We start from the raw sequence: 21165 nt of genomic DNA on the forward strand, positions 1-21165 counted from the left end.
CTTTGTGTCGGGCCAGGGTCCACATATCAAACCGGATCAGGGAAAGCGCGCGACGTCACGCCCCTGGATCGCCCCGCAGACTCAAGGTGTCGCGACATGATGCAAGATGACCGGAAGGCGGTTCTTGGGTTGCGGGATCGGCATGCGTTGCCATTCGGTTGCGGATGGTTTTGCCAATGCGACACGCCGCTTGCGTAACAGGGTTGCGATGAAAAGCTTGACCTGCAACGTCGAGAAATGCATCCCGATGCACTTGTGCGCGCCACCGCCAAACGGGGTCCACGCGAATTTATGGGCCTGATCCTCTGCACGGTTCGGCGAGAAACGCGAGGGATCAAACCGCTCGGGATCGGTGAAAAATTCCGGCGACAGCATCGTTATTCCCGGGTTCAGCGTAATCGCGGTGCCTGCTGGGATATCGAAACCCTTCCAGGTGAACCCTTCAATCGCATAGCGCGGTATGAACGGAACCGGCGGCACAAGTCGCAGCGCTTCCTTGAAGACCTGCTCGGTCTGCGTCATCAGCGCCAGGGCATCATTATCAAGAGGACCATCGCCGATCTGCGCAACTTCCGCCGCCAGAATATCCTGCCATTCAGGATGCGCGCCAAGGGCCCATATCATCGTGCTGAGTGCCGTTGATGTGGTGTCATGCGCGGCCATCATCAGGAAGTTGAACTGATCGAGTATCTCGTCCTCGCTCCAGCCCTTGCCGTCCTCGTCCTTGGCCAGACACATCTGCGAGAAGAAATCCTCGCCCGGTGCCGCACGACGTTCCGCGATAAGGCTACGAAACGTGTCCCGCAGGAAGGCCCGGCCGCGCACGCCATGCCACATGGGCGTAAAGGGCACGGGATAGCGGATCACCGAAAGCGCTGCCCGGATTTCATTGATGAAGGCCCTGTTCAGCTTGCGGGCCAGATCGCCGTCCGGCGGCAAGCCCATGAACACGGAGCAGCCCAGACGCAAGGTCAGATCCTTGATGGCGTCGTAAAAGAGAAACTCTTTTCCTACGGGCCATTCCGCGACAAGCGATTGCATCGCATCGGCCATGCGATGGGTGTAATCGCGCAAGGCCGGCGCACGAAAGGCCGCCTGCATGATCCGCCGGTTCTGACGATGCTCTGCGAAATCCTGCAACATCAGCCCGCCGGGAAAGAGGCGCTTCAACGCATCCCAGCCGACCTTGGATGAAAAGTTCTGATGCTGGTCCAGCAATACCATTTCCAAGGCATCGGCACCGCAAAGATTGACCCGCCAGGTGCCCAGCAACTTGACCTTGTAGACCGATCCATAGCGCGCGATGGATGTCTGCTGAAGCCCATATGAATCGCGCACGATACGCAGGGTGTGGCCCACAATCGGTGGCGCGGGCGGCCCCGGTATGTGGGATAGTGCAGCCTCTGATACCATTCCCGATTTCCCTTGATCCAAGTCCGACAGGCGTGGAAAGTCCGCCACCATGTCCCTTTGCAGCACCTCAATCAACACTCTTCGACATTCGAGCCGTTCATCGGGCATCCTGCGCCGGGTTTGAGCAAAATTTGATGTTTCCGGGCGGCTGCACTGCCTGTATGGCTGCCCTTGGTCGGGATTTCGATGGGCTGCAGATCCGGCTTCGGTTTCAACCTATCGGGATGTGATCCGTGCACCCCCAAGGCCCACGCCTTGCGCGAACCGGGCGCGGGACGGGGCCATGAAACGGCCCCGTCTGCCATGGTTTATTTAAGCAGTTCCGTCCAGATCGCGGTGTAAAGATCGACCGCAGACTGAGGGCATGTTGGCAGGAACTTGCCCCCCGCGGCGAACTCTGCCGGTGTGACGATCTCGGGCGCGGTTTTCATGTCTTCCGGCATGAATTCTTCGGAACCCGCGACCCCGTTGGCATAGCGCGCAAAGCCAGAGATCATCGCGGCGTTTTCCGGCTCCAGGATGAAGTTGATGAACTGGTAAGCCTCATCGACGTTTTGCGCGTCGGACAACAGGGCGACGGAGTCCATGAACAGGGGGTAGCCCTCTTTCGGATAGCCGTACACGATGTCGGGATTGTTGATACGGGCGCGCATGGTCGAGCCGTTCCAGTTCACGGAAGCCGCGTAATCGCCCGAGGACAGCTTGTCAGTGGTGCCATAGTCCATCGAAAGCCATTTCGGCTTTGCCGCCATCATCTTGTCGCGCACCTTCTTGAGCAACACGAGGTCCTCGGTACAGGCCTCGCCGCCAAGATTGAAGATCGCCATGTTGATCACATCCGTCATCTCGGGGACGACGTTGATCTTTCCAACCAATTCCGGCGGTGGGTCCATGAACAGTTCTGACGTGTTCACGTCACCGCTGTAGACGCTGGTGTTGACCGCAATGCCGACAGATCCCCACTGCCACGGAACCGAATGGGTACGGCCCGGATCCCATGGCACATCTTTCCATTCAGCGGCGATATTGCCGATATTCGGTATCCGGGAATGATCAAGCTCGGCGATCAGGCCCTTGCGGACGTAGACGGGAATGTAATTGGCGGAAGGCACCACAAGATCAAAACCCGATCCACCGGCCTCGACCTTGGTCAGCGCTGTGGTGTTGCTGTCGTAATCGGTGATCGTCACCGCGATCCCTGTCTCGTCCGTGAACTTCTGGATCAGTTCCGGGCTGGTATAATTGCCCCAGTTGTAGAGGTTGAGTTGCCCATCGGCCAGGGCGCCCAGGGCACTGCCCAGCAGGGCTGTCGTTGCGATAAGATAAGTTTTCATTTGCTTCTCCACTGTTGTTGAAATGCAGGTTACTCCCGCTTCTTGGTGACAAAGAAAAAGGCCGTGAGGATGATCACCGTCAGCGCCAGAAGCGCGGTCGAGATCGCGTTCACCTCGGGCGTCAAAGCCCGGCGCAATTGGCCCAGCATGTAGGTGGGCAGTGTATCCTGTCCGGCGGATTTTACAAATTCGGTGATAATGACGTTGTCGAGCGAGATGATGAACGCAAGCATCGCCCCCGCAATGACACCGGGCAAAAGTAGCGGCAGGGTGACGTATCGGAACGTCTGCCAGCGCGTTGCGTAAAGGTCGGCCGCGGCGGTTTCCATCGTGGTGTCCATCCCCTCCAGTCGCGCCTTGATGGGAAGATAGGCGAAGGGCACGCAAAAGGCGGAATGTGCAATGATCAGATAACCCAGGCCACTATAGCCCGTGACGACCTTGACCGAGGAAAAGAAGATCAGCAGCGCCACGGCTGTCACGATCTCGGGCACCATCAGCGGCTGGTTGATGATGACATAGATGATCGTTTGCCCCTTGAACTTCCCGCGCCGGGTTGTGCCCAGCGCCGCCATTGTCGCCACCACCGTCGAGATGACCGAGGCCCAGACCGCGATGATCAACGAGCGGGCCGTGGCCTCTTGCACGGCCTGGTTCTGGGCTGCAACCGCGTACCATTTCAGGGAAAACCCACCCCATTGGTTGACCGAGTTTCCGCCGTTGAACGAATAGATGACCAGCGTCACGATCGGGGCATAGAGCAGCACGAAGGACAGGATCGCGACAAAGGTGAATCCCGGCAAGGTCGTGACATCGAAGGCGCGTGGTTTAGCCACCGGGATCATCCCTTGATGAGACGCGGGTATAGACGATCAGCGACACCACAACGATCAGCAAAAGCAGGGTCGAAAGCGCTGCCCCCAGCGGCCAGTTCTGCCCTTGGCCGAATTGCAGCTCGATGAAATTGCCGATCATCATGTTCTTGCCGCCCCCCAGAACACGGGGGGTCACATAGGCGCCAAGGCTGGGAATGAAGACCAGAATACTTCCCGCGATGATCCCCGGCTTGATGATCGGAAGGATCACACCGCGCAGCACCTGCCAGCGTGAGGCATAAAGATCATACCCCGCCTCGATCAGTTTGAAGTCAAACCGGTCGATGGACGCATAGAGCGGCAAGACCATCAGCGGCAGGTACACATAGGCCATGCCGATCAACACGGCCGTATCCGTGTAAAGGATCTGGATGGGTTCCGAAATCAATCCGACATGGATAAGAAAGGTGTTCAGGATACCCTGATTGCGGATCACCTCCATGATCGCGAAGGTGCGGATCAACAGGTTGGTCCAAAAGGGGATCGTGATCAGAAAAAGCCAGATCGCGCGTGTTTTTGCGGGCCGCGTCGCGATGAACCATGCCGTGGGCAGGCCCAGGGCAAAGGTGATCACCGTGGTTGCAACCGACAATTTGACCGAGCGCCAGAAAATCGAAAGGTTCGCATCGGCCAGACTTACGGTCTGGTCAAAGATGTCTCTTTCGAACAGGACACGAAACCAGCCTTCGCCCGAAAGAATCCAGCGCACGCCGGAATAGTCGCCCTTTTCCAGCAGGGAATAGACCGCCACGATCAGCAAGGGACCACTGGCTGCAAGCACCAGAAGGATCAGCGCCGGGGCGGACAGAAGCCAGCCATCGACGGCCTTGCTGCGTGGTCGCCCCGCGCCGCTCATGACTTCAAGACATGGACAGCCTGAACGTCGATGCTGACGCTCACGCTGTCGCCCACGCGGAACGTCAGGGTGGAATTGGATTGCACGCGCGCCACCAGATGACTGCCGTCTTTCAGCGCCAGCGTGTAATGGGTGTCAGTGCCCAGAAAGTTGGCTTCCAGAATGGTGGCAGGGATGCCCCCCTCGGCGGGCCTCAGGCTGATCTGCTCGGGTCGGATTGCCAGTGTCACATTCCCTTGTTGCCCGTCCAGCGAAACGCCCAGCCTATCGCCCGTTCCAATCCGGACCTGCCCGCCATCCACATGGCCTTCGAGAAAATTCGTCTCGCCGATGAAATCAGCGACGAAGCGGTTTACCGGCCGGTCATAGATGTCGCGCGGCGTGCCAACCTGCAACAGCGCCCCTGCCGACATCACCCCGATCCGGTTGGACATTGTCAGCGCCTCTTCCTGGTCGTGGGTGACAAAGACAAAGGTGATCCCCGTTTCCGTCTGAAGCCGCTTCAGTTCGCTTTGCATTTCCTTGCGAAGCTTGAGATCCAGCGCCGACAGCGGTTCATCAAGCAGAAGAACTTCGGGTTCGGGGGCCAGGGCGCGCGCCAGGGCCACGCGCTGCTGCTGACCGCCCGACAACTGCTGCGGCAGACGGTTGGCGAATTGCTCCAACTTGACAAGGGCAAGAACGCGATCGACCGCGCGGGCCACCTCCTTGGCGGGCTTGCCCAGCATTTTCAGGCCAAAGCCCACGTTCTGCGCGACGCTCAGATGGGGAAAAAGCGCGTAGGACTGAAACACCGTATTCACGGGACGCTGGTTTGGCGGCGTATGGGTGATGTCGCGCCCGGACAGATGGATCGTGCCGGATGTCGGGGTTTCAAACCCCGCGATGCACCGCAGCAGGGTGGTTTTTCCACATCCCGACGGGCCAAGCAGGGTAAAGAATTCCCCCTTTTCAATCGCGATAGACACGTCACCGAGCGCGGTTACGGCACCGGAACCAACCCCATATGTTTTGCCGATATTGCGCGCATCAACAGCGCATTCAGTGCTTGAGCGAACATCCATCCTTGGAAGGGTGCAACAGGTTTTGCATGGATGCAAGGTAATCCGCCTTCACAGCCCACCACGCCCGCGCGTGACTGGCGCCACGCCACAAAGTTGCACAAGAAGGCCCATTCATCCGCGATTCCGGGGCCGGATCACGTGATAAGGGCCGCAGAGCGGCGGCTGCACCGCACCATACCCCCCCGCGCCAAGATCATCCGCCGGACATATGATTCAGGCCGCACCAATCCGCGATGAAAAGGGCCAGAACCTCGGTCGTGCGCCGAAAGGAGTCAAGGTTCACACGTTCATCGAAGCCGTGAATGTTTTCGGCTTGGGGGCCGTAACAGAAGGCAGGAATCCCGTAGTAAAGACCGTAGAAACGCGTATCGGTCAGTGCGGTCATTTTCCGTTCCGCCAGCTCAGCCCCTTTCCCGAATACGGCTGCATGACTGCGCCGCATGGCCGCAAGACCCGGCTCGGCTTCGGGCCCAAGAACATATCCCTCGGCCTGAAAGCCATTCCAGATAACCTCGGGCGGATTGTTGGACAGGAACGGATGATCGCGTGAAGCCGCGGAGACACAGGCCTCGATTTCGGACTTGGCCGCCGCCAGATCCTGACCTGGCAAGACACCGATGCGACAGTCGACATTGCACCAGGCGGGCACGCTGGACGCCCAGTCGCCCCCGGCGATCTGCCCCGGATTGAAGTTCAACGGATGCGGAACATCGCCATAAACCGGATCTTGCGCGGCGCGAGCATTCCAGTCTGCCTCGAGTTTCTGAAGTGCGCGGATCACATCATGCGCGGCCATGATCGCGTTCGAGCCTTCCTGCGCCACCGCAACATGCGTGGGCCTGCCTTTGACCGCGATACGGAACCATAGCACGCCGATCTGCGCGCGATTGACAGTATGCCCCGAGGGTTCGGGAAGCACGGCAAGGTCAGCGCGATAGCCTCTTTGCAGCGTGGAAAGCGCACCAAGTCCCGTACTCTCTTCTTCGATCACCGACTGGACATGTATGCGGGCGGCAGGTTCAAAGCCGGCGTGGCGCAGGGCATCCAGCGCGAAGATCGCCGCGACTGTTCCAGATTTCATGTCACCTGCACCACGACCATACATCCAGCCGTCAATGATTTTCGGCTCGAAGGGCGGATGCGTCCACATATCCACAGGGCCGGTCGGCACGACGTCAAGATGACCCTGCAGGATAAGCGACCGGCCGTGCGTTACACCGGGCCGGTGGGTGCCCACGACCGTCCGCGCGCGGGAAAAATCACCATGGATCGGCCCGAAGCCCGGCAGCGGCTCAAGCTCTGAAAGTCTGACTTGCCATTCATCGACCTCGTACCCCCTGTCTTGCAAAGCAGCCGCGATGAAATCCTGCGCCGGAGCTTCTTCGAAGCGCAGGCTGGGAATACGCACGAAATCCGCAAGAAATGAGACCTGCTTGTCGAAGCGGTCTGTGACTGCGTCGCATATGAGTTGGCAGGTCTGCGCGTTCAGGGGTGTGCCAGATGTCTTGGTCATGCGCGATGCCTTCCGTGGATTGGGCGCTTCGGGGATATTTCGGTCTGTGCTTTGGCAAAGTCTACGCGAGATCGGCAAGAACCACACCTGATTGCCTGTACCACACGAAATCGGGCAGCGAGCCTGGCTGAAAACTATGCGCGCGGCTACATCCTGGCCAGGTCGTGGGCCAGTCTATCCTGAACAAACCGAATGCGCGGGCTGGACTGCATCTGGACATGCGTTACCAGCCAGACAGGGACCACGATCGGCGGCATCTCCGGGAACAGCCTTGTCACCCCCTGCGTGATGTCGGCGATTTCTCGCAGCATGGGCGCGACCCCCATTCCCCGCTTGACCATTTCCCAGACCGTGACTGCCGAGTTTGCAACCAGCCGGAAATCGGAAGGGGTCACGGGAATACCAATGTCTTGCAGATACTCCGCGAAACGCGCTGTGTCCTGAAACGCGATCAACCCGGCATTGCCAAGATCTGAGAGCCTGGCAGGCGCAGCGTTGCGTTCCAGCCAATCATCCGAGGCATAGAAATATGCCTCGGTGTCACGGATGTGCTGACCAATCAGACCGGGGCGATCAGGGGCCACATGCCGGATCGCAATGTCTGCCTCGCGGCGGTGAAGGTTGCTGAGTTCATTGGATTCAACAACCTCTATGGTAATCTGTGGTGCGTCTTGCGTGATGCGTTCGATGATCCGTGGAAGAAGATACGCGGCATACGTATCGGTAGCTGCGATCGAAACCTTGCCGCTGATGTCCTGAACCTGACCGCTGGCAATCAGCGCCATCACGTCCACCGCGTCCGCCATGACTGCAACACGCTCAAGCATCTGGCTACCCGTTTGCGAGAGCACAAGCTTGCGCCCCACACGCTCGAACAGCACCACGCCCAGGGTGGCCTCAAGTGCAGCAACCTGGCGCGAAAGCGTGGGTTGCGTCAGACCAAGCTGGCGTGCAGCAGCCGATAACGAGCCTGTGGTCGCCGTCGCGTGAAAGGCTCGGATATGATTCCAGTCCAGTGCAGTCATGCACAAATGCATAACACAGTTTCATTTTTCGCCAATTTTCATTTTTTTCGCATATGATACGCAGCGTCGCAAAGGAGACCACATCATGATGCCAAGCAGCGACGCATATTTCTGGGACCGTGCCGCACGTAAATACGCCAAGTCGAAGATTGCCGATCAGGTAGGCTACGAGCGGACGCTCGACCGCACCCGCGCCCTGTTGAAACCGGCCGACCGCGTTCTGGAGCTGGGCTGCGGGACAGGAACGACGGCCCTACTGCTTGCGGGAAGCGTTCACAGCTATGTTGGAACAGATATTTCAACCGAAATGATCGCAATCGCGCATGAGAAGCACCAAGAGAGACATGTTCCGGGGCTGACGTTTTCCAAGGCAACCGCTGAAACCCTTGCTGCACAAGGGATGCAATTCGATGCCGTTCTTGCTTTCAGCTACTTGCACTTGGTTCGGGACTTGGCTGACACATTGCGCTGCATCCACGACATGCTTGCACCGGGTGGTTTGTTCATCTCAAAGACACCCTGCATCGGTGAGATGAACCTGTTGATCCGGCAATTCTTGCTTCCCGCGATGCGGGCTGTCGGAAAGGCGCCCTATGTCTCGATTTTCAATAGCGTTGCGCTGACCCAACTGGTGTCAGCAGCAGGCTTCGACTTGCTGGCCAATGAAAGCCACGCAGCAAAAGGTAAAGACGTTCGGCCATATATCGTTGCACGCAAGCGCGCCTGAAATCTGCAAACCCAACCATCATCACCCCGCATGCAGGATCGTGGGCGGGGCATTCCACCGGGCGCAGAACATCACCCGAGGCCGGTACACCCTGAGTATGTCGGGAAACACTTGAAAGGTCAGCGCCGGGTCATGGCAGACCGCGACACGGCGACCGCCCCGCCGTGATCCGGCTTCAACTGGCATCGCGGGGCATAGAGGTAGTCGCGCGTCAGGGGCACCGTGTCGCGCTTGTGGGCAAGCTGCAGGTGGTAGACGCATTGCTCCTGGTCCTCGAAGGCCATGATGCAGACAGTCAGGTAATAGCGCCACATGCGGATGAAACGGTCATCATACCAGCCACGCACCGTATCGAGGTTTGCGTCAAAATTGTTGCGCCAGCATCTGAGGGTCCTGGCATAGTGCAGGCGCCAGACCTCGATATCGGCCTGCCAAAGGCCCGAGCGTTCCAGCGGATCAAGCAGTTCCGACAGTGAAGGCACATAGCCGCCGGGAAAGATGTATTTGGTGATCCATCTGCTCTGCGTTATCGGGGGCGCGACGCGGCCGATCGTGTGAACAAGGGCCACACCGTCACTGTCCAGAAGATCGGCCACCTTCGAGAAGTAATCGCCGTAATGCGGGACGCCCACGTGCTCAAGCATGCCGACGCTCACGATCCGGTCGAAGCTTTCGGACAGGTCGCGGTAATCCATCAGCCGAAAGTCGATCCGGTCGGACAGCCCGGCCTGCGCGGCGCGCGCGCGTGCGGTAGCAAGCTGGTTCTGCGAAAGGGTCACGCCGGTTACCCGCGCACCGTAGTCGCGCGCCAGCGTCAGCGCCATGCCACCCCAGCCGCACCCGATGTCCAGAACCCGCATCCCCGGTTCGATCAGCAGCTTTTCGGCGATGTGGCGCTTCTTGGCCGCCTGCGCTTCGGCAAGCGTAACGTCGGGGCCGCCGAAATAGGCGCAGGAATACTGCATGTCCTCGTCCAGCATCAGTCGATAGAGATCGTCCGAGATGTCGTAGTGATGGGCCACGTTGGCGCGTGAGCTGTCCGCGTTGTTCCGCTGGACGATCCCGCGCAGCATGAAGCGCATCCGTTCCACCAGGCGCAGGTAGGCGGGAAAGCGTTTTGGGTCACGGTTGCGGATCAGGACGCGCAGCACCGCCTCGAGTTCGGCATTGCCGCCGATGTCGATGGTTTGATCCATATAACCTTCACCCAGCGCCAATTCGGGCTGCAGGCAGAGTTGCCGCAGGGCGCCGCGGGTACGGATGGCCAGCGCTGCGGGTGCCCCTGTCCCGTCGCCATAGGTCCGCGTGGTTCCGTCCGGGTAAGTGATTTCAAGCAGGCCAGATTGGATAAGCTGGCCTACCATGTTGTGAAAGAGCCGCTCCCACATCGTGTTCACCTATCTCAAGTGCAGGGCACACGACACTGGTGCGCCCGATGAAATAAAGCGAAATCACCCCTGAACCAAAGCCAACGTTTCCAACATTCGCCGTCGGTAAAGACATGATCGCCTGATTTCCCGGTGCCGATCAAGCTTTCTTCAGGCCTTCTTGCGGTCGCGTTTGGAATCATCGCGCATGTCGTGATCGTGTTCCCCGTTCAATTGGGTGCGGACGGAAGCATGAACCGCCGCGAATTGCGGCAAACATCGCATTTGCCCGACGCCGAGCGTGGCACCGGGCTGCCCGCCGCAGCCGGTTTTTCCGTAACAGCGCCGTGATGCCTCCTTGCCTGCGTATATACGTCGAGAGGCATTGGCCCATTAATACTTTGACCGGATGCGATTTGGGGGACACTGTCAGGTCAGGGGTGTGCGAAGACTGGCGAGGCCGGCACAGCGCCCCCAGGCCGGCCCCACCTTGGCCGGTGACCGCAGAATTGGCCCGGCGCATCGGGCCGGATCACAGGCTTGCAAGCCGCAGCCCTTTGCGCCCGCGCGATGTGTTGCGCGTGAGCACGGCAATCACCCTTGTGCCTGTCGGAATGTTGCCGCAGGGGACTTGTCGCCTTGGCCGGTTGTGTGTTCCCAAGTGAACCAGGCGCGCAAAACAGGAGGAAGACCATGTCCAGGAGTAGCGAAATCAGGAAAATTCAGACGCAAGGTGTGCACCATATCACGATAATCGGCGCTGATCGTCAAAGCTCCATCGATTTCTGGGAGGGCGTGCTCGGCATGCCGTTCATCTTCGACCAGCCGAACCTCGACAACCCGAACGAGGGTCATCTGTATTTCGATCCCGGAGATGGCCGCCTGATCACGATCTTCACGAACGAAGACCGCAAGCCCGATGCCACCCCCGTGCCCGAAGCCGTCGGGTCGCTCCATCATCTCGCTCTCAACGTAAGCCAGGCCACTTTCTGGCAGGTGGCTGCACGTCTGGACGCACGCGGGGTGAAGCATTCCGGGCCTGTCGACCGTGGTTTCATGGATTCAATCTACTTCAGGGACCCGCTGGGCCTGCGTTTGGAACTCGCAAGTTATCGGTTCGAACCCCCGGCAGGGTGCCTGCATGCAGATGTCATGATAGAGGCGCACAAAATTCGTGTGGCACGCGGTGATCACCACATCGACAGGGAGCATCTTGCCGATGCAATCGCCCTTCTGGTGGAGCGGCGGCAGCGGTCCTTGTCTGAAGACAGATCGCCACGGCAAGCCTATTAGCGCAATGGTGGACGCTTTCTTGCGGGTGGGTTCAGACCAATGCGACCTGTCCTTGCTGAAACTGTGAAGCTGCGCTTTTTGCAACCCCAAGACAGCGCCACGCGGCCAGGGCCGTGGCGCGGTTGCGCTTGAAACAGACGCGCATCCAGTGGTGGCGTTCCTGTTGAAGTGGTTGCGGGCGGACGAACGAATGGCCGCATATTTCTTCAAGCATCGCATCTGCCGGAAGCGGAACAGCCTGCGGTCTTTGCGTGGTGGTTCAGCCAGCAATCGGTGTCTCGGCGGGAAGCGGTGCCGCTCGCCGTGATCGCCGCCCCGTCATCCGACCTTCGACACAGAGCGGCGGAACCAGCGCCAACACCAGGGCATGGGCAGCCGTCCAACAGGGCAGATGGAAAGTTTGCGTTGTGGCGCAAACTCGGATAGGCAGCGCGGGCTAGGCTTCATATTTTGATCTTCTGTATCCTTCCGGCTTCAGTTGCGACTCTGACGACACTGAGCCAGGTCACCGCGTTCATGCGGGTGACAGATAAAGGAGACATCACGATGGCCAACGGCACCGTGAAATGGTTCAATTCCACCAAAGGCTTTGGATTTATCGCACCGGCACAGGGCGACAAAGACGTCTTTGTCCACGCGACAGCGCTGGAACGCGCAGGCATCCGTCATTTGGACGATGGCCAGGCACTCTCATTCGATCTGGAAAGTGACCGTAACGGTCGTGAATCCGCAACGAACCTTGTTCTTGCGTGAAGCAAGCCAGACAAACCCAGGGGACAACCTTCGGGTTCCCCATCTCTCAGATAGGATACGAACTTTGACATCACTGAAGACAAACGACTTTGCCGATCGCCGCAGCTCTGCAATGGCGGCGAAAGCGGAAATTCTCAAAGCTTATCGCGCGAAAATGGATGAAGACGAACCTGGCCGGGTAGCGCGACTGGAAGAGCGCATGGCGATCGCGGCCGCGCGCGACGAGCGGCACAAGGAACGCGACAGATTGAAGGCAGAAGCTCGGGAACTGCATGAGGCAGAGGAGCGTCGGAAGGCCGAAGAGGTGGCTTATCTGGACGCCGCAAACGTCGCCGCGCGTGCCAAGGTCGAAGCCGAGCAGAAATCGGACAATATGATCGCCCGGGTCATCAAGGACGAGGCAGAGCGCAAGGCAGATCGCGACACGCGCTATGCAAATCGCAAGGCCCGACAGCGGTAAGTCCCGATATCAGAGCCGCGCATGGATGACAGGCGTGTTTTGAGCGGAATGGCATTCATCAACCCCAATGGCTTGCGGTGGTCGGACGCGGCGAAGGCCTATGGCTTGATGAGAACCCCTTACACCCGCTGGACGCGGCGGATGTAAGTGGGTGCACGTCACCGGGCCGGCGATGCCCGAAGGCCGTCCCGTCAGCCGCAGACCTTGCAGAAACGGTCTTGTTCTGGTTTTGACGATCAATGAGCCGGCACCTAAGAGCTTGAGATACTGCCCTGCGCCTCAAGCCGGTTTCCTCTGACCAAGCGCTTTCCGACACTGTCGATCAGGTCTTGCCAATCATGGGCGAAACTTTGTTCGAACGCGGGAGTGCCCGCAGCGGCGGGCATGGTGTAGCGACCTTGCGCCAATTGGCCCAAGGCTGTTTCCCACGCCTCAACCGATGGCTCTGCCACCGGGTGCGCGCCATGTGACAGGTGATCTTGCAGACCGTCCAGATCATTCACCAGCAGGATCCGGCCCGCGCTCAGCGCTTCGATGGCCACGAGGCCATAGGCCTCCCATCGAGAGGGCATGGCGACCGCATCCACAGCTTTCATCGCGGCAACGGGATCATTGGCAAAACCCATGAAACGGATACGCGGATCATTTTCGGCCAGCAATCGCAGGGCGTTCTCATCTGCGCCGGTGCCGTAGATGTGCAGCTGCAGGTTAAGATCCGGGCGGCGGCGCATCGCGGTTATCAGCGTGTCGAAGCCCTTTTGACGATCCAGCCGACCAATGGCACCGATCACCTGTACCGGGTGATCCTTGCGCGGCAAGGCCCTGAATGATGCAAGATCCACACAGGAGGGAATGACATGCAGCGCATCCCGGCGCAGGAACCGGCGCAGCCAGGCCCCCTGCCCCTCGCTGACCGCGACGACCCGGTCGAAAAGGCCATAGGCCAGAAGCAGCAAGGCCGCGAACCGGTGCTTGGCGACAACATTCAGCGAACAGAATGCATCCGTATAGCTATGTTCGACATGAACCAGCGGCGTGAACGGATGCAGGGCGCGCAAAGACGCCATCAAGGGCAGGTTCCGCCAGCTGACCGAAAGATGCGACACGATGATATCCGCAGGGATGCGACCCGGCCCCAGGCTGCCACGCGCCACATGGCACAAGCTGTGTTGCCCCGTCGCGGCCATTTCGGGCGCCGTCACGATATGGTCCAGAACCCGCATCACCCCGCCGGCTGTCATGTCGTCGACCAGGTGAACGATACGCCGGGCCTTCATCGGGCCAGCGCGCCGCCACGCAGGCGACTGACGGCTTTCATCGCCATGGACAGGGTGCCGGGCCCCAGTGCTGACAAGGCCAGCGCAGCGACGATCGTGACCAGGGATTTGCCGGGCTCTTCCCACAGCGGTTGACGCGATTCACGCAACCAGGCGCGCGTCAGGGTCATCGCCCGCGGTCCATCATGATCGCTGATGGCACGGCGACTGAGATAGCGCAGTTGATAGGCCCGCGCGAGCGGGGTGTTGACCTCGAAGAATGCCGGGTTGAGGGGCCAAAGCTTTTTCACCATCCGTTCCCAGGCGACAAGCTGGCGGTCGGTGGCGGCAGACAGACCGCCCGTGCTGATGCGATAGCGGGTCAGAAGCCCCTCGACACCTTCGAACCGCCAATCGGTGGTCAGCGCGATCCGCAAACAGCATTCGATATCTTCGGATTGTCGAAAGGTTTCGTCGAAATACCAGCTGCGCTCGCTCTCGTTTGCGGGGCGATAGGCGATATCATCAAACACGGCGCGGCGCAGCACGACCGCCGAACCGTTTCCGATAGGATTGCGCCGGAAGATGACCCCTGCGTCGATCCCGTCAAGGCGTGGCCGCTGTGCCTGGCCAATCGGATTACCGGCGTCATCAATCAGTGCAGAACCGGAATAGCTGATCCCGACAGCAGGGTTTGCATCGAGATGGGCGACATGCGCCGCAAGCTTTTCCGGTGCCCAGGTATCATCCGCATCGCAGAACCCGATCACCTGACCACGGGCGGCCGCGATACCGCTGTTGCGCGCACCCGCCAGGCCACGGTTGGCCTGCCGCAGGACGCACAACCGCGGGTCATGGCAAAAGGTCTGCAACAGGTCTGCGGTCGCGTCCGTGGATCCGTCATCCACGACGATGATCTCGAAATCCGGATAGGTCTGGTTCAGCAGGGCGTCCAATGTCTCGGCCAGGGTATTCTGGACGTTGAAGGCGGGGACGACGATCGAAGCAAAGGTCATTTTCATTTGGCTTTCACGAAGAAGGATTAACGGGAGAAAAGCGTCAGGGCGATGCCCTTGGGCAGGACCAGCGCGGCCAGCGCGCCCGCCAAAGTCAGCGCGCCGCGCCGCGCCGGGCTGAGAAAACCGGAAGGGCTGTAGCCCAGACCGCGCAGCGCATGGCGCAGGGGCTGCGTAGGCCCCAGGCCAAGGCGCAGGGCACGCCGCGCCAGGTAACGCTGGTGGATCGCATGGCTGCGCCTGTCCGGGATCACGCCGAAACGGGCGGCCGTATCCAGTGCCCGCAGGCGTCCTTCCTCCATGGCTTGCAAGTTCGTGGAAAGGCCACCGCGGCTGGTGCGATAGAAGGTCTGCAACTGCGGAACCCCCACGATCACGGCCCCCTGACCAACCAGGCGGATCAGCCATTCCAGATCTTCGTTATGGACCATTTCCCGGTCAAATCCGCCGGTCGCCACAAAAACCGAACGACGAAGGCCGATGTTCGACATGGTGCAGACCGGATTTTCACCCAGCAGGCGCGCGATGCTCAACTGACCCGCGGGCAGCGCTGAAAAGGTGGTGGCATCGTCCGGTGTGTCGCTGAAGAACGCGACCTGCCCATAGGCGCCATCGACATCATCGTTGCGAAAGACCTTGTCCCATTGGCTCAGCTTGTCGGCGTGCCACATGTCATCGGCGTCACAAAAGGCCACGATCTGACCGCTTGCACAGTCCAGAGCGCCCATGTTGCGCGCCGCGCTGGGGCCCTTGCCGGTATTTCGCACCAGGCTGATACGCGGGTCCAGCGATGCCGCGGCCTGAACAAGAGCAGGGGTTGCATCGGTCGATCCGTCATCAACGCAAATCGCCTCCCAGTCGGTGAAGCTCTGGTGTTGCAGGCTTTGCAGGGTGCCGCCGATGGTTGCGGCCGCGTTGAAAGATGGAATGACAATCGAAAAACGGGGCATGGGTCACACCTTTGCAAGCGAACGGCCGAAGGCCATGACGAGGGTTGGCAGCGATGCTCCGACCATCACGGTCGTGGCCACCAGCGCATAGCCAACGGCGACAGGCCAAAGGCCGTAGGGGGCCAGGATTATCGTGTTCAGAACCAGCGCGAAGGTCGTGGTCAGGGTGACCCAGAATTCCTGTCGCGCCCGTCCCGTGGCGCGCAGCCAGCCTGCCGTCGCCGACCACAGCGTCGTCGGAATGGCGACCAGGCACAGGATCGACACGATTTCATCGATGCCGGTCCAGCCCGCACCGTAAAGAAGCGGCACGTAATAGGGCGTCAGCGCTGCCTGCAGCAGGACGGCGGGCGCGATCAGCCCCATGGCCATGAGAATGCCCTGACGCAACGCGGCGATCTTGTCGTTGCTGGCACAAAGATGCGGGAACAAAACCGTCGAGAACGCGACCGAAAAGGAACTGGACAGGCTGAGACCTGCGTTGAACGCCATGAAATAAAGGCCAAGCGCCTCGGCCCCCATCAGCGAGCCAACGATCAGCTTGTCGGCCTGAAGGCGCAGAACCTTGACCAGTTCGACCCCCAGAACCGCGCCGCCGAAGCTCAGGAACGGACGCAAGGGCGCGAAACCATGCGACATGTCACGGCGCCACGGATGCAGACGGCGCATCGCGATCAGCCAGAACGGCGCGGTCAAGAGGCGTGGCAGGATCAGGGCCAGGGCTGAGGGCCACAGCAGCGCCAGCGCAGCCGAGATGAGGTTGGCCCCCACGATCTGCGCGCCGGAAATGGCAGCGGTCTGGCGCAGCTTGCCCGCCCGCATGGCCAAAGCGGTCTGCACAAGACCCGCCGGCATGAACAGGTACTCACCCGCCAGGATCAGGATCATCAGCAGCAGCACCAGGCTTCCGCCCATGGCGTAGATCACCAAGCCGACAGCAGACTGCGCCAGAAACAGGCCCAGGCACCAGACCCAGAAAATCCGATGCGCGGTCGCGCAGGTCCGCTCCAGTTCATCTTCCGATGCGGCGATGATCCTCTGCCCGACGCCGTTCTCGGTCAGTGCCTTCAGGATATCCGCCGCCGCAAGGGCGGCTGCCGCCACACCGATCTGACCAAGATCAAGCGTGCGCGCCACGACGACAACAACCAGAAGACGCGAGATCTTGGCCGCGACTTCGGATGCACCATAGGCAAAAAGGTTCTGTACGATGCGCGATTGCGCGGCAGGCATTGCCATGAGGGCGGTCCGATCTGTTGTTCAGGCTTTCTTCTACAACCCCGCATTCAAGGCGTCGCGGACGCACGCGGACAGAACCATGGCGCAACAGTAGACATGCATATCCATAGGGATAGCGGCCATCCTCCATCGCCCCTCTCGACCGGGCAGGTCGAAGCGCCTATGACTGGGTCAGGACACAACAGCAGAAGAATTCCAGAGGTGCAGCCGATGTTGAAACACGCAACCGCCGCGCTTGCACTCATGTCGCTGGCCAATTGCGCTTCGCTTGATGTGCCCGACAACCTGGAACCGGTAGAAACCGGAGGCGGCTATCAGGCCCAGTACCGCCAACCGGATGTCACCCGTGCCAATGCCGAATTCCTGCGCTCTGCCGAAATGAACGCAAGTACCTGTCGTCCGTTGCGCGGTGACGCCGGTGGAAAGACGTCCGTCGCGTCTGAAACGGCATTGCGCGGTGAACGCCTGACACGCAACGATCTGGTCAATATCCGTATCGGTGACGACGAGACTTTCAACGGCGATTATGTCGTGTCGCGTGACGGCACGCTGAAGCTGCCGTTTCTTGCGCCGATCCGGGCGCAGGGGCGGCTGACCGGCGATGTCGAAGCCGAGATCGCAGAACAGCTTCTGTCGGGCGATTTCTTTGCACAACGCCCACGGATATCCGTCCGTGTTGCCGATTTCGCATCCGTCACGGTCGGCGTGTCCGGCGCGGTCTTCGAACCCCGCGCGGTCGAGATCGGTGGCGTCGACGGGGACCGTATCGATGACCGGCGTCAGGGCGCGCTTGGCGCATCGACCGAGGGGCGAAACCTTTCGGCTGCGCTGCGTGCCGCCGGTGGTGTCAGGCCAGATGCCGATATTTCGGCGGTCGAAGTCCTGCGCGCGGGAAAGCGCCATGTCCTGGACATGCGCGGAGTGTTCGAAGGGCGAAATGCCGTGGACATCATGCTGCTGACCGGCGACGAAGTCAGCGTTCCAAGCAGGGGATGCTTTCAGGAAGCCCTGATGCGGCCCAGCCCGATCAGCCCGCCGGGCGTTTCGCTGTTCCTGTCCAACCTAACGTTGCCCGCCGCCGGCAATGCGACATCGGCCGTTGGCAGGGATGTCCGCGAAATCCCCTATGGGACGCGGTATCTGCAGGCCGTGATCGACACCAACTGTGTCGGAGGCGCGCGAGTCTCAAGCGCCAATCGTTCTTCGGTGCTATTCTCGCGCAACCCGGTCACGGGCGTTTCGGTCGTGATCGAGCGTGACATCGAAGACCTGCTGCGCCATCGAAAGTCCCGTTCTCGATCAGCAAGGGCACGAAGACCCTGTTGTGGATGTTCGAGTGGTTCTCGATGTTTCCCTTGCCGTTGGGGAAGACGAGGTTCAGTTCGCCACGCGCGCAGACCGACGTCCATGCCTTCAAAGTGTCATGCACGATCGGGGCCATCGGAATGCTCCGCTTGTTTGTGCGGCTCTTGGGCTTGCCCATCTCGTTGAAGCGGTCCGCGCACTTCTGGACGTGGATCAACCTGGCGTCAAAGTCGACGCAGTCCCATGTGAGCCCCCGCAGTTCGCTGATCCGCATGCCCGTGAAAATGGCCGTGACGATCAGGCAACGAGAAGAACTGACACAGAAGCAGGAAGCGAGGAAGCAGAAACGTCTGCAGACAACAAACCGAGCACCTGCAGGAATGTAATGCTCTGACAGACTGTGAAGAGTGCACGAAAGAGATAGTCCAATACAGAGACCATAGCCGCTGCAAGGTTATGAGGGTCTGCAACTTGTCGTCAGATCCGGCAGCGCTGCCCATGCATGAAAGACTGGAGAGAGTGGTCTGGCTCAGACGGAGCGTTTTCCAAGAATTCGCCTTCGCGCCTTTATTTAGTAAATAAGAAGAAGAGTAAGTTATTGAGTATTTATCTATTAGGGACGCGCGGAGGACCAACCTCGGTCATAAGCGGTGAAAACCTGCTTCCCTCAACCTGGGTTGAACCAGGTCTTCATCCCCAAACGGGTCAATGCATGGGCGACACCGCGGATATCGGTCTAGAAAAGTTGCCAGCAAACCGGGCAATCCACCAGATCAAGACGCGAAGTGAGAGGTGGATGGCCGAGTTGACGCGCTTTCGCAGTCCGATCCTCTCACATTCGGGCGCTCTGGCGACTGCTGTAGAGGCTGAGAGCGCAAAACACTTGATCAGTTGGCAAAGTCAGGCGATCTTGCCACTTATCGGCAGGCCACTTGGGAAATGTCGGTTCAACCGCCCAACTGGGGATCAACACATGGCCGACATCCACTGGATCACAATGCATCGGTGGCGCTTCGACAAAAAGTATTTGTGGCCCGACGTCGATCAAAACTGCCCAACCGGGGCGCATCACCACGTCATTGGCCCCGGTGAGCCCTATGGCCCCGATGGCGCACCCGTCCACGACGATCTGTCATGGGGGTGCATGGTGTTCCACGAAACCCGCGCCAGCGCCGACACCCTGCTCGACGCGCCCGTAAAGGGCTTCCCGAACATGCCAGACGCCGCCGAGGCCTTCCATGTTCTGCTCAGCCCGATCAAATTCCGGGGCGAAACGACTTGGTTCTCCCGCGCAGACTCCAGCCTTGTCCTCGCGGCCAAAGATCCGGGCGGCCCCGTCGCCGTCCTGACATCCGCTGCATACAATGCCCCGGATGATCCCCGCCTGCCCGCATTTGTTGCGCAAGTGGCCAAAGTCCGGCTCTGGTATGACAGCTTGCCCGGCAATATCGTACAAAGCGACTACAACTGCGAAAACGGGCCCGGCGAAGGCATGACCTTCACGATCTGGCGCGACGACAAGAGCCTGACCGAAGCCGCCTACGGCCCCGGCCTGCACCGCACCGAGATGGACCACCAGTTCAAAGGCACCCCCGGCCACTTCGACCGATCCTGCTTCCTGCGCTGCCGTATCGTCCGGCACGTGGGCACATGGAACGGCAAGGACCCGGTCGCACAAACCATCCCCGCCTGATGCGACCCGCTTATTGGAGCAGAAAATACTCCCGCCGCAGGGGAAATTCCAAGGATGCTCCCCAAGCTCCGCACTTCGCTAATGCTGGCCAAAAGGGGCCGCTCTCTGAGGTCGCGCCACAGCGCGCTTCGCCGCGAGGGGCACCGACCCTCATGACATCCCGCGGACGCTGCCTGCGCGCGCCCTTGCGAGCCTCAGGCACATGCCAGACAGGATGCACAACCAATAACTCTCGGGACGCCCCTAACTCGGATAATAGGATCGTCATCCGGCTCGGGTCACTGGGTTTTCGGCGGCACTCTCCCCGTAACCAACGCGTCAAACTGGGACACTGTTCGGCAGCCTTCGATAGGGAAAGGCAAGCACCTCGCCGAAAGCCGTTCACCCTTGGAACTCCGAAGTCCTAGAGAGAGCTGTATACCTTACAAGGCCTTGGCGGCAGGAAAATCAAGGACGGTGTCGGAACCTTGGAGAGAGCGATCAGCGGTGGCTCAGGACAGCTAGGAACACCGGACAATGCTGCATCTATGCACCACGCAGAAGCACCAAAAACTCTGACCCCATATTTAACCCCTACGTAAACCCCACGCGAAAACGCTATTTTGCGTAGGGTTTTCTGGCATTCAAAAACGTGAGACTTTCGCCGCGATGGTTCAAAAAGCTGATCTGACACGTAAGCACCGTCGCCCCCCGCCTGGACCTGTCCGCTCACCACCAGCGGACCCCAGCGCTCAGACTATCACTGTGCATGAGACACATTTGCACAGGAGGCGCACATGACCCCTTTTAGGCTAACAGCGATAATGCTCGCAGACGCCATCGAGAAATCGGAACTGACCCAGCATGAGATCGCGGATCGCATCGGCTTCAAGAATGCCAACATCATCTTGATATTGAAGACCGGTGAAGCGCGTGTTCCGCTGGATAGAAACAGCGCCGAGGTCCGCGACAATGATGACCAGATAGAACAGTCCAGCAAGCCGCGCCCTGCGGGCAATCTCGGGCGTGACTTTGAGAATGACCATG

At 59.9% G+C, this 21165-nt stretch carries 20 protein-coding genes and 1 pseudogene; 7 read left to right on the forward strand and 14 right to left on the reverse strand.

The genetic code is table 11. The features are described from left to right. Window positions 1–81 precede the first annotated feature (81 nt). The 7 genes from ACFQ3C_RS08450 to ACFQ3C_RS08480 form a co-directional block, all read right to left on the reverse strand. The gene (locus tag ACFQ3C_RS08450; protein ID WP_380790507.1) at window positions 82–1413 is read right to left on the reverse strand and encodes a cytochrome P450; all 1332 of its coding nucleotides are present in this window, start codon (window positions 1411–1413) and stop codon (window positions 82–84) included. 308 nt (window positions 1414–1721) lie between these two features. Further along, complete coding sequence (locus ACFQ3C_RS08455) at window positions 1722–2747, reverse strand: extracellular solute-binding protein (RefSeq protein WP_380790511.1); 1026 nt, start codon at window positions 2745–2747, stop codon at window positions 1722–1724. A 29-nt stretch (window positions 2748–2776) separates the two neighbouring features. Continuing rightward, window positions 2777–3583, reverse strand: a complete 807-nt coding sequence (locus ACFQ3C_RS08460; protein WP_380790514.1) for an ABC transporter permease — start codon at window positions 3581–3583, stop codon at window positions 2777–2779. Beyond that, window positions 3576–4478, reverse strand: coding sequence for an ABC transporter permease (locus tag ACFQ3C_RS08465; protein ID WP_380790516.1), 903 nt, complete (start codon window positions 4476–4478; stop codon window positions 3576–3578). Before ACFQ3C_RS08465 ends, ACFQ3C_RS08460 begins: the two co-directional genes overlap by 8 nt. Next, the gene (locus ACFQ3C_RS08470; RefSeq protein WP_380790518.1) at window positions 4475–5542 is read right to left on the reverse strand and encodes an ABC transporter ATP-binding protein; all 1068 of its coding nucleotides are present in this window, start codon (window positions 5540–5542) and stop codon (window positions 4475–4477) included. The genes ACFQ3C_RS08465 and ACFQ3C_RS08470 overlap by 4 nt, the downstream gene beginning before the upstream one ends. Before the next feature lie 193 nt (window positions 5543–5735). Beyond that, window positions 5736–7055, reverse strand: coding sequence for an ArgE/DapE family deacylase (locus tag ACFQ3C_RS08475; RefSeq protein ID WP_380790520.1), 1320 nt, complete (start codon window positions 7053–7055; stop codon window positions 5736–5738). A 146-nt stretch (window positions 7056–7201) separates the two neighbouring features. After that, window positions 7202–8080, reverse strand: a complete 879-nt coding sequence (locus ACFQ3C_RS08480) for a LysR family transcriptional regulator (protein ID WP_380790522.1) — start codon at window positions 8078–8080, stop codon at window positions 7202–7204. A gap of 85 nt (window positions 8081–8165) precedes the next feature. On the opposite strand from ACFQ3C_RS08480, the gene ACFQ3C_RS08485 reads away from it, so the two are divergent. Continuing rightward, window positions 8166–8807, forward strand: coding sequence for a class I SAM-dependent methyltransferase (locus ACFQ3C_RS08485; protein WP_380790524.1), 642 nt, complete (start codon window positions 8166–8168; stop codon window positions 8805–8807). A gap of 119 nt (window positions 8808–8926) precedes the next feature. Here ACFQ3C_RS08485 and ACFQ3C_RS08490 read toward each other — a convergent pair whose 3' ends face one another. Then, complete coding sequence (locus tag ACFQ3C_RS08490) at window positions 8927–10171, reverse strand: class I SAM-dependent methyltransferase (protein WP_380790526.1); 1245 nt, start codon at window positions 10169–10171, stop codon at window positions 8927–8929. Window positions 10172–10327: 156 nt separating this feature from the next. On the opposite strand from ACFQ3C_RS08490, the gene ACFQ3C_RS08495 reads away from it, so the two are divergent. From ACFQ3C_RS08495 to ACFQ3C_RS08510, 4 genes are all read left to right on the forward strand, one after another. Continuing rightward, window positions 10328–10525, forward strand: a complete 198-nt coding sequence (locus ACFQ3C_RS08495) for a hypothetical protein (RefSeq protein ID WP_380790528.1) — start codon at window positions 10328–10330, stop codon at window positions 10523–10525. A gap of 360 nt (window positions 10526–10885) precedes the next feature. Then, entirely contained in the window at window positions 10886–11467 is a 582-nt protein-coding gene (locus ACFQ3C_RS08500; RefSeq protein ID WP_380791134.1) for a VOC family protein, read from the forward strand. A gap of 546 nt (window positions 11468–12013) precedes the next feature. After that, window positions 12014–12220 carry a cold-shock protein gene (locus ACFQ3C_RS08505; RefSeq protein WP_380790531.1) on the forward strand — a complete coding sequence of 69 codons (207 nt, stop codon included), beginning with the start codon at window positions 12014–12016 and terminating at the stop codon, window positions 12218–12220. 64 nt (window positions 12221–12284) lie between these two features. Then, the gene (locus tag ACFQ3C_RS08510; protein ID WP_380790534.1) at window positions 12285–12680 is read left to right on the forward strand and encodes a DUF6481 family protein; all 396 of its coding nucleotides are present in this window, start codon (window positions 12285–12287) and stop codon (window positions 12678–12680) included. Window positions 12681–12931: 251 nt separating this feature from the next. Here the strand turns inward: ACFQ3C_RS08510 and ACFQ3C_RS08515 are convergent, their stop codons facing one another. Genes ACFQ3C_RS08515 through ACFQ3C_RS08530 form a run of 4 tightly spaced genes read right to left on the reverse strand, consistent with a single transcriptional unit; the run spans window position 12932 to window position 17141 of the window. Continuing rightward, window positions 12932–13957, reverse strand: coding sequence for a glycosyltransferase (locus ACFQ3C_RS08515; RefSeq protein WP_380790537.1), 1026 nt, complete (start codon window positions 13955–13957; stop codon window positions 12932–12934). Beyond that, on the reverse strand, window positions 13954–14952 hold the full coding sequence (locus tag ACFQ3C_RS08520; RefSeq protein WP_380790540.1) for a glycosyltransferase family 2 protein: 999 nt from the start codon (window positions 14950–14952) through the stop codon (window positions 13954–13956). Before ACFQ3C_RS08520 ends, ACFQ3C_RS08515 begins: the two co-directional genes overlap by 4 nt. A gap of 26 nt (window positions 14953–14978) precedes the next feature. Continuing rightward, the gene (locus ACFQ3C_RS08525; protein WP_380790543.1) at window positions 14979–15902 is read right to left on the reverse strand and encodes a glycosyltransferase family 2 protein; all 924 of its coding nucleotides are present in this window, start codon (window positions 15900–15902) and stop codon (window positions 14979–14981) included. A 3-nt stretch (window positions 15903–15905) separates the two neighbouring features. Further along, the gene (locus tag ACFQ3C_RS08530; RefSeq protein WP_380790546.1) at window positions 15906–17141 is read right to left on the reverse strand and encodes an oligosaccharide flippase family protein; all 1236 of its coding nucleotides are present in this window, start codon (window positions 17139–17141) and stop codon (window positions 15906–15908) included. Window positions 17142–17519: 378 nt separating this feature from the next. On the opposite strand from ACFQ3C_RS08530, the pseudogene ACFQ3C_RS08535 reads away from it, so the two are divergent. After that, window positions 17520–17807: pseudogene (locus ACFQ3C_RS08535) on the forward strand (polysaccharide biosynthesis/export family protein); the annotation flags it as partial. A gap of 562 nt (window positions 17808–18369) precedes the next feature. On the opposite strand, the gene ACFQ3C_RS08540 reads toward ACFQ3C_RS08535, so the two are convergent. After that, window positions 18370–18720: a tyrosine-type recombinase/integrase gene (locus ACFQ3C_RS08540; protein WP_380790549.1), complete on the reverse strand. Its 351-nt coding sequence runs from the start codon at window positions 18718–18720 to the stop codon at window positions 18370–18372. Between the two features lie 438 nt (window positions 18721–19158). On the opposite strand from ACFQ3C_RS08540, the gene ACFQ3C_RS08545 reads away from it, so the two are divergent. After that, window positions 19159–20139 (forward strand): hypothetical protein, encoded by a 981-nt coding sequence (locus ACFQ3C_RS08545; protein ID WP_380790552.1) that lies wholly within the window; start codon window positions 19159–19161, stop codon window positions 20137–20139. A gap of 791 nt (window positions 20140–20930) precedes the next feature. On the opposite strand, the gene ACFQ3C_RS08550 is transcribed toward ACFQ3C_RS08545, so the two are convergent. Further along, window positions 20931–21164, reverse strand: a complete 234-nt coding sequence (locus tag ACFQ3C_RS08550; protein ID WP_380790555.1) for a hypothetical protein — start codon at window positions 21162–21164, stop codon at window positions 20931–20933. Between the last annotated feature and the right edge of the window lies 1 nt (window position 21165).

This window comes from Seohaeicola saemankumensis, from assembly GCF_042678485.1.
GTDB classification, from domain to species: domain Bacteria; phylum Pseudomonadota; class Alphaproteobacteria; order Rhodobacterales; family Rhodobacteraceae; genus Seohaeicola; species Seohaeicola saemankumensis.